Annotated in this window: 9 protein-coding genes; 7 read left to right on the plus strand and 2 right to left on the minus strand. The window is 65.1% G+C overall.

Annotated elements, in window-relative coordinates:
- Positions 1-2: 2 nt before the first annotated feature.
- The 5 genes from WJS89_RS08045 to recF all read left to right on the plus strand — a co-directional run bounded on the left by WJS89_RS08045 (position 3) and on the right by recF (position 7,141).
- Entirely contained in the window at positions 3-1,004 is a 1,002-nt protein-coding gene (locus WJS89_RS08045) for a hypothetical protein (RefSeq protein ID WP_346340426.1), read from the plus strand.
- Complete coding sequence (locus WJS89_RS08050; RefSeq protein WP_346340427.1) at positions 1,004-1,528, plus strand: fasciclin domain-containing protein; 525 nt, start codon at positions 1,004-1,006, stop codon at positions 1,526-1,528. Before WJS89_RS08045 ends, WJS89_RS08050 begins: the two co-directional genes overlap by 1 nt.
- Positions 1,529-1,773: 245 nt before the next feature.
- A complete protein-coding gene (locus WJS89_RS08055) occupies positions 1,774-4,605 on the plus strand; it encodes a response regulator (protein WP_346340428.1) in 2,832 nt (943 codons plus the stop codon).
- Between the two features lie 238 nt (positions 4,606-4,843).
- Positions 4,844-5,947 carry a DNA polymerase III subunit beta gene (gene dnaN, locus WJS89_RS08060; protein WP_346340429.1) on the plus strand — a complete coding sequence of 368 codons (1,104 nt, stop codon included), beginning with the start codon at positions 4,844-4,846 and terminating at the stop codon, positions 5,945-5,947.
- Between the two features lie 138 nt (positions 5,948-6,085).
- Complete coding sequence (recF, locus tag WJS89_RS08065; protein ID WP_346341192.1) at positions 6,086-7,141, plus strand: DNA replication/repair protein RecF; 1,056 nt, start codon at positions 6,086-6,088, stop codon at positions 7,139-7,141.
- Here the strand turns inward: recF and WJS89_RS08070 are convergent.
- Positions 7,107-8,414 carry a DUF2254 domain-containing protein gene (locus WJS89_RS08070; RefSeq protein ID WP_346340430.1) on the minus strand — a complete coding sequence of 436 codons (1,308 nt, stop codon included), beginning with the start codon at positions 8,412-8,414 and terminating at the stop codon, positions 7,107-7,109. The two genes, recF and WJS89_RS08070, sit on opposite strands and share 35 nt — an antisense overlap.
- Before the next feature lie 232 nt (positions 8,415-8,646).
- On the opposite strand from WJS89_RS08070, the gene gyrB reads away from it, so the two are divergent.
- Both gyrB and WJS89_RS08080 read left to right on the plus strand, forming a co-directional pair.
- The gene (gene gyrB / locus WJS89_RS08075; protein ID WP_346340431.1) at positions 8,647-11,070 is read left to right on the plus strand and encodes a DNA topoisomerase (ATP-hydrolyzing) subunit B; all 2,424 of its coding nucleotides are present in this window, start codon (positions 8,647-8,649) and stop codon (positions 11,068-11,070) included.
- Positions 11,067-11,531: a hypothetical protein gene (locus tag WJS89_RS08080; RefSeq protein WP_346340432.1), complete on the plus strand. Its 465-nt coding sequence runs from the start codon at positions 11,067-11,069 to the stop codon at positions 11,529-11,531. The genes gyrB and WJS89_RS08080 overlap by 4 nt, the downstream gene beginning before the upstream one ends.
- A 4-nt stretch (positions 11,532-11,535) precedes the next feature.
- On the opposite strand, the gene pulA is transcribed toward WJS89_RS08080, so the two are convergent.
- The gene (gene pulA / locus WJS89_RS08085) at positions 11,536-14,199 is read right to left on the minus strand and encodes a pullulanase-type alpha-1,6-glucosidase (protein ID WP_346340433.1); all 2,664 of its coding nucleotides are present in this window, start codon (positions 14,197-14,199) and stop codon (positions 11,536-11,538) included.
- Positions 14,200-14,286 lie beyond the last annotated feature (87 nt).

Consider the following 14,286-nt stretch of genomic DNA (forward strand, 5'->3'; position numbering starts at 1 on the left):
CCATGAAGAGTATCGTATTGGCGGCGGGCGTTGCGGCGCTCGCGATTTCGACCCCCGCGCTCGCCCAGCCGGAAGGCAAGGGCAAGCCCGAGAAGTCCGAGCGCGGCAACGGCAATGGTGGCCAGAAAGCGCGCGGCAACGGAAACGGTAACGGCAACGGGCGCGGCAACGGCAATGCCGGCCAGGATGTCCGCAAGGCCGTCAAGGCGCAGCGGCAGGACGCACGACAGGAAATGCGCGCGCGCGGCCAGGAAAAGCGCGAGCGTGTCCAGAACAATGCGCGCGAGCGGCGTCAGGATGTGCGCGAGGTCTATCGCGATCGGCGGGGCGGCGGCAACGACCGCATCGTCGAGCGCGTCGTCAACCGCGACATCCCGATCTATCGCTACGGCGACCGCTACGACAGCAATTACCGGAGCGACTGTCCGCCGGGCCTCGCCAAGAAGAACAATGGCTGCCTGCCGCCGGGACAGGCGCAGAAGCTGACCGGCCAGCGGTTCGAGACGCGCTATGCGGATCGCGAACTCTTCGGTGCCTATCGCGACTGGTACGGCCGCGATAACGACTATCGCTACCGGATCGGGGACGATTTCCTCTACCGGATCGGCGCGGGCGACCTCATCGACGGCCTCATTCCGCTCTACGATCGTCGGGGCTATTACTATCCCGTCGGATCACGCTATCCGCAGGCCTACGACAGCTACAATCTGCCGTATCAGTATCGCGGCTATTACGACGATCCCTACTATCGCTACGGCGACGGCGCGATCTATCGGATCGATCCGCAGACGCAGCTTATCCAGTCGGTCGTGTCGCTGCTGACGGGAGACGTAGCGGTGGGCCAGCCGCTGCCGAGCACCTACTCGGTCTACAACGTGCCCTCGCGCTATCGCAGCCAATATTACGACAGCCCGGACAATTACTATCGCTACAGCGACGGCTATATCTACCGGGCCGACCCCACCACCATGCTCGTCACCGAAATCATCAAGGCGATCGTCTAATGAAGCTACTTTCTACTCCCCTGCTCCTCGCGACCGCGGCGGGGCTTTCGCTGGCCGCCTGCAATAACGACGCGGGCGAAGAGGAAAGCGTCACCGAGGCCGAGGTCGAGACGACCACGCTGACGGGCGCGATCCCCGCCGACAGCCGTTTTGCCGCCGCTCTCGAAAAGGCGGGGCTGGCGACGCTGTTCGAGGGGCCCGAGCCCTATACGGTGCTCCTCCCGCCCGACGACGCCTTCCCCGAGGAACTGCCCGAGGACGGCGAGGAACTGGCTTCGATCCTCACGATGCACATTTTGCCGGGCACCATTCTGGCCGAGGACATCCAGGCGGCGCTCGATCGCGAGGAAGGTGCGAGCCTCGAACTGCCCACCTACGGCGGTTCGAACCTGACGGTAACCTCGGGTGAGGGCGGGCTGATGGTTGCGGTCGACGGCGGGGAGGCAGTGCGGTTGGTTCCGGGCGAACAGACGCTCGAGAATGGCGCCCTCCACCGCATCGACGGACTGCTGGTTACAGGCTGAACTAGACGCGCAATTCCCTCCAGAACGGAGGGGATTGCGCGCACTGCCGAGGGCCAAACGCGCTATGATCGTCTCTCCCCTGAACGTGGAGGAGACGGCTCTTGGGTTCGTTGGACATTCGATATGGCGCTTCTCTTGAACGCTACGGATCTTCGGGATCAGGCAGCGATGGCTTCAGCCTTGGCCTGATCGAAGAACTTGCCAACGCGCTTTTTGGTATCGACCCGCTTTTCGGCGCGTCGGGATTGGCCGTCGTCCTTTTCGTCGCTTGCGGCGGCGCTTTCTATTACCGGTCGCGTGCACGCGCCGCGATCCGCGATGCAGCGACGCTCCATATGACGCTCGACCGTATCGCCGAGCCCTGCGAGATCGCGCTGCTGCGTTGCGATCTGGAGGGTATTCCTCGATGGGCAAACGCCGCCTTCGTCGCGCTGGCGGGTGGGGCGATCGGTAGCGAGCGACTGGCGCGCTGGCCCGAACGGCTGGAACTTGAAGATGCCGAACAGTTCGATCGCGCCTTCGCGCGCGTTCGCGCGACGAAGCAGGCCGTAGCATGCTTCGTGCGCGCGGATGCCCGTGGCGCCGCGCGCCGCTATCGGGCGCGGATCGACCCGTTGATCGCCGACGACCGATGCACCGGCTATCTGGTCGCGCTGACGGATCAGACGAAAGACGAACGCAGCGCGGAGGCGGTCGCCCGCAGCGAGGCGCTTTATCGTCTGGTCGCCGAGAATACGCGCGACATCATCATGCGGCTTTCCCTCGATGGCGTGCCGCTGTTCGTCTCGAGCGCGGTGAAACGCGTCCTCGGCGCTCCGCCCGCCGCGTTCGTCGGTCGTAGCCTGCGACAAAGCGTGCATCCCGGTGACTGGACCATGTTCGAGCGGCTGCTCGGCGAACTCCCGATCGGAGGAGAACTTCCCGAATTGCGGTTTCGCCAGCGACGGGCGAGCGGTGACTGGGTCTGGCTCGAGGCGACATTCCAGCCTGTGTTCGAGGAGAGCGGTGAACCGCGCGAGGTGATTGCGACGGTGCGCAACATCCATCGCCGCCAGCTTGCCGAGCAGATCGTGTTCGAAAGCACCGCCAAGCTGCGCGAGAGCAACCGCTATCTCGCGCTTGCCGAAGAGATGGCACAGATCGCGCACTGGCGTCTGTCCATCGAAGACAGCGGGTTCGACCACGGTCACGGTCTTTTCCGGATGAGTGGTAGCATCCCGGGCCGCCCGCTCCGATCGCGCGACCTGTTGCGAAAGCTGAGCGCAAGCGATCGCAGGAAACTCCTCGCGGCGCTTCGGGAAACGCGACTTCGGCGCGCTGCGATCGATTGCACGATCCATCTCGAAGCGCCCGGGCCGGGCGACCGCCAATTGCGCATCGGAATGCAGGCGGAACGCGACCGTAGTGGCACCGTCACCGGCTATCACGGTATCGTTCATGACGAGACCAGGGCTGCCGAAGCCCATGCCGAGCTTGTCCGCACCCGCGACGAAGCGCGCGCGGCGGTAGACGCGCAAACCGCTTTTTTCGTGAGTCTCGTCGAGGAGATCCGTACGCCGCTCGACGATCTGATCCTGACGGTCGATCGTCTCCGTGCGACCGACGATCCCGAAGAGCGAGACGACAACCATGGTTTGCTCAAACGGCGCGCCGAGCATCTGGCGGCGCTGCTGGAAGACCTCGAAGATCTCACCGCCCTCGATCAGGACCAGCTGCACCTTAGCTCGTGCGGCTTCCGTTTCGAGGACGTCGTGGCCGAGGCGGTGTCGATCGTCGAACCGAAAGCTCGGCAGAAGGGGGTGTGCCTCAAGGTCGAGGAGGCGATCGGCGCGCCGGTGGCCGTGCGAGGCGATCCCGTTCGACTACGGCAGGCAATCGGCAATCTGCTCGCGCATGCTGTCGACCGTTCGCCGGCGGGCCTGGTACAGGTCACGCTCGACGTGCGCTCGCGGATCGATCTGCAGCGATGGCGCGTCGAAATCCGCGAGCGGGGTTCGGCCATGAAAGACGAGGAGCTTTGCGGTCTTTTCGACGCATTCTCCTCGCAAGAGTCGGCGGATTGCGGGACCCCCGGGAGGGGGCGGCTCGGTCTCGCGATCGCCAGCCGGATCGTGTCGGCGATGGGCGGTGAACTGTCGGCCACCAGCGCGTTGGGAGGCGGGATCGTCTACGCTTTCGAACTGTTGCTTCCGGTCGCCGACCTTCCCGTTTCGCTGGAGAGTAGCAGCCCGAAAATGCATGACAATCGCGATGGCCGTTCGCTCGATCTGCTGGTGGCCGAAGACAATCCCCTCAACCGCAACATGCTGGTGACCATGCTCGAGACACTCGGCCACCGCGTGAAGGCCGTGAGGGACGGAAGCGCGGCGGTGCGGGCATCGCGGCGTGATGCTTATGACGCGGTCATTCTCGACATGCAGATGCCGGAGATGGACGGAGTCGCGGCAAGCCGTCAGATCCGCCGGGATGCGGGGGAGGGAAAACGTGTGCCGATTATTGCACTGACGGCGGACGCGTCGACCGAGCGGCGGCGATTCTACGAAAGCGCAGGGCTCGATGCCTTTTTGACAAAACCCGTCGATAGCGGGCGGCTGGCGCGCACCCTGGTTGAACTGACGTCGCCTTCCCGGGCGGAAGACCGCGCGAGAACGGAGGGCGCGGAATCAGTTCGTCCCTATCGTGGAGCGGCCTCGGACGCCGGGGACGCAGCCGAGGAAGACGCTGTCCTCTTCGACCAAGACCGCATCGATGAATTGCGGAGCGTCCTCGGCGCAGCGCGTTTCGAAAATCTGATCGGACTTCTCAAGGTCGAGCTCGAGTTGCGTCCCGACCAACTGCGCGCGGCCTTCGACGAGCGGGACACCGATCGCGTGCGCGCAGAGGCGCATAGCCTCAAGGGTGCAGCCGCCAGTGCGGGGGCGAGCGCCGTTTGCACATTGGCCGCAAGGATCGAGAGCGAGGACGAGCCTGTCAGCCTGCCGGGCCTGCTCGACCGTCTCGACACACTCGCCATCGCAACGCTGGCCGCCATCGAGGATCTGCTCGGGAGCGACCCGGTCGTCTTGCGACAGGCGTGATCATGTGCCCGGCATCGCGCGGCCTGCCTTGCGCCATGCCGGACTTGGGACGGCAATGGCGCTGCTGGGTGGGCGCGGGATCGATCACGCCATGGCGGCTCCAATATCGACCGGCCGAAGCCCGCAACTGGGGAGACTCGCCGAGAACGCGCAGGATTTGCACTAGCGTGCGCGCGCGGCCTCGTTATAACCTGTGGCTCACTTCTTTTTTCGACCAGAATTCGGGGGCGGTTACGCGATGAAAGCGACGTTGGAACGGGCGGTTCTCCTGAAGAGCCTCAGCCATGTTCAATCGGTGGTGGAGCGACGCAACACCATCCCCATCCTCTCCAACGTGCTGTTGCAGGCTGACGAGGGTGGCGGCCTGCGGCTGATGGCCACCGACCTCGACTTGCAGGTCGACGAGACCGTCGAGGCGAGCGTAAGCCAGTCGGGCGCGACCACCGTGCCCGCGCACACCCTGTTCGACATCGTCCGCAAGCTGCCCGACGGCGCGCAGGTCGAGCTGACCGCCGCCGACGGGAAGATGCAGGTCGTTGCAGGCCGTGCGCGCTTCAATCTCCAGACGCTGCCGCGCGACGACTTCCCGGTCATCGCCGAAGGCGAACTGCCGACCCGGTTTGAACTCCCGGGCGCGACGCTCCGCCAGATCATCGACAAGACGCGCTTCGCAATCTCGACCGAGGAAACGCGCTATTATCTCATGGGCATCTTCTTTCACGTCGACGGCGACAAGCTCAAAGCCGCAGCGACCGACGGTAATCGTCTCGCGCGCGTGACGGTCGACAAGCCCGACGGTGCGGACGGCATGCCCGACATCATCGTGCCGAAGAAGTGCGTCGCCGAACTGCGCAAGCTCCTGGACGAGGTCGAGGGCAGCGTCGAAGTCTCGCTGTCGGACAGCAAGATCCGCTTCGGCCTTGGATCGGCGACGCTCACCAGCAAGCTTATCGACGGCAAGTTCCCCGACTATAATCGCGTCATTCCGACCGCGAACGACAAGCTGATGAAGATCGATCCCAAGAGCTTCCTCTCGGGCGTCGATCGCGTCGCGACCATCGCCAACGAGAAGACCCGTGCGGTCAAGCTGGCGGTCGAGGATGACAAGCTGACGCTGTCGGTGACCAGTCCCGAAAATGGCGTCGCGACCGAGGAAGTGCCCGCCGACTATCGCGCCGACAGGCTCGAGATCGGCTTCAACTCGCGCTTCCTCATGGACATTCTTCACGAGATCGAAGGCGACACGGTCGAGGTGCATTTCGCCGATGCGGCTGCGCCGACGCTGCTGCGCGAAAACGACCAGAGCCCCGCGCTCTACGTCGTCATGCCGATGCGAGTCTAAGCTGCCGAGCTCAAGGCAGGCGACGCGAAGCAAGCTCGGCTTGAGCGAAGATACAGCACAGACCGGACGGCCTGCGCTCATCGATCGGCAGGACCGACGGCGCGGGCCGTGCCGCGCCGCCTCGCGATGGTGCATCGGATGATCACCCGCCTCGCACTCACCGACTTTCGCAACCACGCTGACACCCTGCTCGAGCCCGCGCGAGGATTCACCATTCTCACCGGCCCCAACGGCGCGGGCAAAACCAATATTCTGGAAGCCGTTTCGCTGCTCGCCCCAGGGCGGGGGATGCGGCGGGCGGCCTTGTCGACCATGGCGCGCGACGGCGGGACGGGCGGCTTTGCGATCGCGGCGCGCCTCGACGACGGCACGCAGGTCGGCGTGGGAACACAGGCTGCCAATCCCGACCGGCGGATCGTGCGGATCAACGAGGCCAATGCCCCCGCTTCCGCGCTCGCCGAACGCCTTGCGATCCTGTGGCTGACCCCCGCGATGGATCGGTTGTTCCTCGAGGGCGCGAGCGGACGGCGCGCGTTTCTCGACCGGCTGACGCTGGCGCTGGAGCCGGGCCACGGGCGGATCGCGACCGCTTACGAACAGGCGATGCGCGAGCGCAACCGGCTGTTGTCGGAGGAGGCAGCGCCCGACGCGCGGTGGCTGGAGGCCATCGAAGCGCGTATGGCCGAGGCGGGTCACGCGCTTCACGATGCGCGCCTTCGGACGGTCGACGCCCTGTCGCAAGCCCAGCAGGATGATCCCGATTTCCCCCGTGCGGCGCTGGCGCTCGACGGGTTCGATGGCACGGCGCTGCGGCCCTCGCTTCGCGATGGACGCCAGCGCGATGCCCGGGCGGGTCGCACGCTCGTCGGTCCGCACCGCGTCGATCTTTCGGTTGCCTACGCCGCCAAGAACGAACCCGCCGCGCAATGTTCGACCGGCGAGCAGAAAGCCCTGTTGCTGGGCATCGTGCTGGCACACGCCGCGCTGGTCGAGGAACGGCGGGCCATGGCGCCGATCCTCCTGTTCGACGAGGTCGCGGCGCATCTCGATCCCGAGCGACGCGCGACCTTGTTCGCGCGCCTCTCGGGTCGGGGGCAGGTCTTCCTGACTGGCACCGAGGCCGCGCTGTTCGACGCCATCGGCGAGGAGGCGGCGCGCTTTACCGTGCGCGGTGGAACGGTCCTGCGGGATTAGTGTCGCCGAACGCGCGCTCGTGCGCGTCGCGCAACCGCTGCTCGTCGATTTCGTCGTCGAGGGCTTTCATCGACCGGTCGAATGCCTCGCGTGCGATGTTGCGAAAGGCATCGGTCCGTCCGTCCAGCCGCGCGTGAACGGCGCCGAGAACCTCCTGCACCCGCAAATGCACCTCGACCAGCGCGGCACCGTCGCGGGCGATCGGCACGATGAGGTCGCGGACCATTTCCTCGAGGCTGAGGCCCGGTTCGACGAGCCGGTCGAGGCCGCGCTCCACCGCCGTCTCTTCATCGTCGTCGGCATTCAGGTGGTCGATGAACGTGTCGAATACGCGCAAGCCCGACGACAGGACCGAGATGGCCGTGCCGGGGTCGTTGACGGCCGGCGACAGCGCACGGCTTGCGATCTCCCCGAGCACGACCACCCCGAAGCGCGGATCCTGATCGAAGTCGCGTGCATCCGACACGGTAAAGCGGCTCCGCAGCTTGTCGGCGATCTCCTTGCATTCCTCTTCGTCGCTGGGCTCGCTTTCGAGCCAGACCAGCGCGCGCGTGCGATCGACGAAGGTCCCCGAGGGGGCCACGAGATGGACGTCGATGTCGCATTTATCCGCGATTTCACTGAGACGCTTGCGATCGACGTGCGCAACATAGCCGGTGCGCGAGGGGCAGACGCTCATGACGGCATCGGAAGGCGGGTGGCGATTGCTCTTTCCCTCGATGTCGAGCGGGCCCTTATAAAGGTCGAGCGCGTGGCGTGCCTTGTCCTCGACGCGCTCGATCGTGTCGGCCATCCGGCCGAAGTGGGTGAGCTGGCCGATCCAGTGGAGCAGCACCACGACGATCCAGATGATGACGCCGATGGTACCGATGAGGAGGACGGCGCGACCCTGGACGCCGTAGAAGCCGGTCTTGAGCGCGATGATGCCCACGATGGAGAAGAGGAAGGCCCCCAGGAAGGTCGAGAGCGCGTTCTGCGCGGCAGCGTCCTCGACCAGCAGTTCGGTGGCGCGCGGCGTTCCCGACTGGCTGGCGCCCGAGAAGGCGGTCACCATGGCGGTCAGCGAGAAGGTCGTCACCGCGAGCATCGAGGAGGCGAGGACGGTCAGGATATTGTCGACCGCGCTCGACCCGATCTTGCCGAATTCGTAGGGAATGAGCGGCGCGATGAACGGGGCCATCAGCGCGAGCAGCACCGACAAAGCGCCGATCAGTGCGGCACGAAACCAAATGCGTCGGCCCAGCCGGGCGATGAAGAAGCGCCATTGTGGCATCGTTTGTTGCCCCCTTTCTCGTCGCCATTAACGCGCCGGATGAGGATTGGCCGCATTGCGCCCTTTTTTCGCGGACAAAAGCCGGCGAAAAGGGGCCAAAAGCCTTGGCCGGAGGGCTCGATTCTGCCATATATCGTGGATGGAAATCCCGGCCACCGATCCCCATATCGACACGGCACGATCGTGCCCTCTCCGGCCTCTCTCATCTCATTGAAAAACAAACGAAATCCATATGGCTAACGAACAGAACCAATCCGCTTACGGCGCCGACAGCATCAAGGTGCTCAAAGGCCTCGACGCGGTCCGAAAGCGGCCGGGCATGTATATCGGCGATACCGACGACGGGTCGGGGCTTCATCACATGGTCTTCGAGGTGTCGGACAATGCCATCGACGAGGCGCTGGCGGGGCATTGCGACCGGGTCTTGATCACGCTCAATGCGGACGGGTCGGTGAGTGTCGAGGACAATGGCCGCGGCATTCCCGTCGACATGCACAAGGAAGAAGGCGTCAGCGCCGCCGAGGTCATCATGACCCAGCTGCATGCAGGCGGAAAGTTCGAGAACACCAGCGACGAGAACGCCTACAAGGTGTCGGGCGGGCTCCACGGGGTGGGTGTTTCGGTCGTCAATGCCTTGTCGGAATGGCTCGAATTGACCGTCTGGCGCGACGGCAAGGAGCATTGGATGCGCTTCGAGCATGGCAATGCGGTCGAGAGCTTGCGCGTGGTGGGCGATGCCGAGAACAAGAAGGGCACCAAGGTCACCTTCCTGCCGTCGGGAGAGACGTTCAAGACGACGGAGTTCGACTTCGATCGGCTCGAGCACCGCTTTCGCGAACTCGCCTTCCTAAACTCGGGCGTGCGGATCCTGCTCGCCGACGAGCGACACGACGAGCGCAAGGAAGTCGAGATGTATTACGAGGGCGGGATCGCCGCCTTCGTCGAGTATCTCGACCGCGCCAAGACCGCGCTGATCGAACCGATCGCCATCACCGGCCAGCGCGACGATATCGGCATCGAAGTCGCGCTCGAATGGAACGACAGTTACTATGAGAATGTCCTCGCCTTCACGAACAACATTCCCCAGCGCGACGGCGGCACCCACCTTGCCGCCTTTCGCTCGGCGCTGACGCGCACGCTCAATGGCTATTCCGAGCAGACGGGGCTGTTGAAGAAGCAGAAGGTCAGCCTGACGGGCGACGACATGCGCGAGGGGCTGACCGCGATCGTCTCGGTCAAGCTGCCCGATCCCAAGTTCGGATCGCAGACCAAGGACAAGCTCGTCAGCTCGGAAGTGCGTCAGCCCCTCGAAAGCCTGATGAGCGACAAGCTTCGCGAATGGCTCGAGGAAAATCCCGAGCCCGCCAAGGCAATCATCCAGAAGGTGATCGACGCTGCCGCCGCGCGCGAGGCCGCGAAGCGTGCGCGCGAAATGACCCGCAAGGGCGCGATGACGGTGGCGAGCCTGCCGGGCAAGCTGGCGGACTGTCAGGAAAAGGATCCGTCCAAGTCCGAACTGTTTCTCGTCGAGGGCGATTCGGCCGGTGGCTCAGCCAAGCAGGGCCGCGACCGCAAGACGCAGGCGATCCTGCCGTTGAAGGGCAAGATCCTGAACGTCGAGCGCGCGCGGTTCGACCGCATGTTGTCCTCGAAGGAGATCGGCACGCTGATCCAGGCCTTGGGAACAGGGATCGGGCGCGAAGACTTCAACCTCGAGAAACTGCGCTATCACAAGATCGTGATCATGACCGACGCTGACGTCGACGGCGCGCATATCCGCACCCTGCTGCTGACCTTCTTCTACCGCCAGATGCCCGAGCTGGTGGAAGCGGGAAATCTCTACATCGCACAGCCGCCGCTTTACAAAGTCGGGCGCGGCAAAAGCGAAGTCTATCTCAAGGATGATGCGGCGCTCGACGAATATCTCGTCAATGCGGGCATCGAGGGTCTCGTGCTCGATGCATCCGACGGCCAGCATACGGGTCCCGGCCTGCACGATCTGGTCACGCAGGCGCGGCGCATGCGCACGCTTTTGGGCTACGCGCCGCGCCGCTACGAACCCGAAATCATCGAAACGCTTGCGCTAGCCGGCGCGCTCGATCCCGACCTGTCGGGCGAGAGCCTGGCCGACGCGGCCGGGCGTGCCGCGGGGCGGATGCAGTTGATCGATGGGGAAGCCGAATGGTCGAGCGAGATCGACGGCGACGACCTCATCCTAAGACGCGACTGGCGCGGAGTGACCGATGCCGTGCGCGTCAATGCCAACTTCCTCAATTCGGCCGAAGCGCGCAAACTGCACAAGCTCGCGGGCGAAATGGTCGCCACCTACCAGACGCCTGCCACGCTCAAGAAAGCGGGCGAGGAGGATAGCGGCAAGGTAACGCTGATCGATCGCCCAACGGCGCTGCTCGATGCGGTGCTGGGCGCGGGTCGCAAGGGTCTGGCGATCCAGCGCTACAAGGGGCTGGGCGAAATGAACGCCGACCAACTGTGGGAAACCACGCTCGACCCCGACAATCGCGCGCTCCTGCAGGTAGCGGTCGACCAGGCCGACGTGGCCGACGAAATCTTCACCCGCCTGATGGGCGACGTTGTTGAACCGCGCCGCGAATTCATCCAGGACAATGCCCTGAACGTGGCGAATTTGGACGTGTGACGCGGCTGCCGCTGCTCCTCGCGCTGCCGCTCAGCGGATGCGTCGGCGACACGTCGGTCGAGGCATTGGAACGCCGCGCCTTGCCGCTTTTCTACGAGGAGGCGCGCACGATCGAGAAAGGCGGGCCGGAAGCCTTTTTCTGCCTCGCGTTGAATCGCGACGGGCGCACGGACGACCCGCCTGCCAACATCGTGGCGCTGCTCGATGAGGAGTGGGAGGAGACGGTACTGCCCACTTCCGCCTGCCGGATCGACGACGACAGTCTCGTGCGCAGCGACGCGGTCGAGGGCAGTGGTGAGATTCTCACCGTGGGCGATTTCGACTGCCAGGAGGGGCGCGGCTGTTTCGCGAGCGTCAGCTTCTACGTCGCGAACATGGGCGCGGGCGGGACGAATGTGACGATGCAGCGCACGCTCACCGGCTGGCGGATCGAGCGCTCCAACATCCAATGGATCAGCTGAAGGGCTAACGCCTTACGAACACCGCAGTCGTCACGCCCGGCACTTCGATCGAACCCGCATTGATCGCGGTCGCCGATAGCATTTGGTCGTCGCTCGCGCGTTGGACGGGGTGGAGCTCCCAGCGCCGGGCGTCGGCGATCGGGATGGTGCGGCGCTCGGGGGTCGCGTTGAAGATGACGAGGCGTTGTTCCGCGCCCGCCTCGCCCAGTGCCATCGCGATCAGGCCCGGCTGCTGGTCGGCGCCGGCCGCGAGAAAGCGGAGATTGCGCTGCACTGCCTCAGCATCAGCCAGGCGGAACAGGCCGGACTCCATCCTGATCTTAAAGAGCTCGCGCAGATGCGCGGCGGTTCTGGCGATATGCTCGGGTTCCATCGCGAAAGCATCTCTGGCCAGCAGCGTCCGCGCTTCGGGCCAATCTTCCTTGTTGTCGCGCTCTGGCGGAAGGCCGCGACCCCAGCCGTGGCGCTGGCCGGAAAAGTCGATGGCGTTGAACCAGTCGCCCGAATCGTAACTGTTGTGATCGAGGCTCTTGGTGCGCAGCAGGTCTTGCCCCGCGTGGATGAAGGGCATGCCTTGCGCCAGCAGCACGAAGCTCGTCGCCATGTTCTGCCAGCGCACGCGCTCGTCCTTGGTGAGGTCGCGCGGGAGTTTGTACACGCCGATGTCGAAGAGCGTCGGATTGTCGTGCGCGGCGGCATAATTGACGCTTTCCGACGGAGCGGCGGTATAGCCGACGGGCTGCCCGCCATAGTCGAGCGCGCGCGCCGCACGGACGGAGCCGTCGGCGGTTGCGAACGTGAAGTTGGCGAGGCTCCCAGCGAGGCCCGCGCGAAGATGATCGGACAGCTCGAGCGCACGGGCGCGCGTGTTCTTGCCACCATTGACGGCATTCGGGGCGGTGTGAAGCCCGGTCGCGACCCCCTGTGCCTCGGCGAGCGCGGATCCCTTGTCGCAGCATCCACCGCCGCGCAGCGCATCGCGGAAACGGTCGTTGAAAGTGCCGATGCCCGTACCGGCCATCCGCAACTGCGTCGCCTGCACGAACCGCGCATCGTCGGCGACTTCGCCGAAATTCCATCCCTCGCCGTAGATCAGCAGGTCGCGCCCATCGACCTGGTTCTCAGCGAGCGTGAGACGCGACAGGCGATCGCGCGCTGCCAGGATGTTGGCGCGGCTGTGATGGCCCATGAGGTCGAAACGGAAGCCCGACACCTTGTAGTCGCGCGCCCACGTTTCGAGTGCGTCGAGCATCAGCTTTTCCATCATGACGCGCTCGGTCGCGGTGTTGGAACAGCAGGTCGAGGTGGCGACCTTCCCTTGCACATCGAGACGGTGGTAGTAGCCGGGTACGATGCGATCGAGGACGGACTTCGCGTCCTGGCCGTGCCGGGTCGTGTGATTGAAGACGACGTCGAGCACGGTGCCGAGCCCCATGGCATCGAGTGCCATCACCATCTGTCGGAATTCGAGAATGCGGGCCGTCCCGTCGGGCGAGGACGCGTAGCTCCCTTCGGGGACGAGGAAGTGCCACGGGTCGTAGCACCAGTTGAACCCGTCGCGCGCGGTGACGGCGGCGATGCGCGCCTGCTGTTCCTCGCTGTTCGGCGGTAGAGCCTCCAAGCCTGAAGGCTCCTCGCGATCGTCGCGCTTTTCGAGGATCGTCGCGCAATCGTTGACGGGGAGCAGGTGCACGTCGCTGAGGCCCGCCCGGGCGAGCGCTGCAAGGTGACGGCTGCCGGGCAGCCTAGGGTCGGCGAAGGCAAGATAGCCGCCGCGCGCATTGGACGCGGCCTCTTCGGCCTGCATCGAGAAATCGCGAACGTGCAGTTCGTAGACCGAACGGTCGACGGGAGTCTCCGCAAGGTCACGCGCGAGGTCGTCCCATCCTACGGGCTTGAGATCGGGATCGTCGAGATCGACGATCTGCGAGCGGGTACTGTCAGGGGCAAGATTGAGAGAATAGGGATCGGTAAGGTGATTGGTTTCGATGCGGCCTGTTTGCGGAACGAATAGCTCGACCTCGTAGAGATAATAGCGGCGGTTCCAGTCGGCCGGGCCCGTGACGATCCAGATCCCGGTCGCGGGATCGCGGGCCATGTCGAGCGTCTCGACTTCGCCGCCTTCGGAAGCATCGAACAATTGGAGCGACACCGAGCGCGCGGTCGGCGCCCACAGCGCGAGCGTGACACGCCCGTCGGCAGCGACGCTGGCTCCAAGGGGACGGTCGCGTGCCGTATCCGCATAGAGCGCATCGAGGACAGCCCCCACCTGGAGGCCGGTCGCGGCAAGGGAGCCGTCGCCGCGGCGTGCCTCGACGAAGGCCTGGCCGCGTAGCAGACGAGCGGCGGTAGGAGCGTCGATATCTTCCGCCCGCCACAAGCGAACCCCGGCGAGATGCGGACTGGACGCGGCAAGATCGCCGCCGAGTTCGCCCGCGCTCTTAAGCGTATGACGCTGCCCGTCCGCGACCAAGACGACGTCGTCAGCGGGCGCGTCCCAAGCGAAGAGGTCGGGAGCCAGCCAATGGGCTTCGGCCATCTCGGGATGCGGAAGGATGACCGCTTGCGGCAATCCGAGCGCCGGCGGGGCCTCGGCGACGCGAGGGGTGGTGCAGCCGCCCGTCATCACCAGCAGCAGCGCGAGCATCGTCGGCGCCCATCTCTTCATCGCGGCTCTCTCTCCTGTCGCCCGATGCGAGTAGAGAGTGCCGGAGTGTCGACGGCAAGACTGCATACGTCTGCAATGGCCAAGCGA

Origin of the sequence: Sphingomicrobium aquimarinum, from assembly GCF_039655735.1 — a bacterium.
GTDB lineage: Bacteria > Pseudomonadota > Alphaproteobacteria > Sphingomonadales > Sphingomonadaceae > Sphingomicrobium > Sphingomicrobium aquimarinum.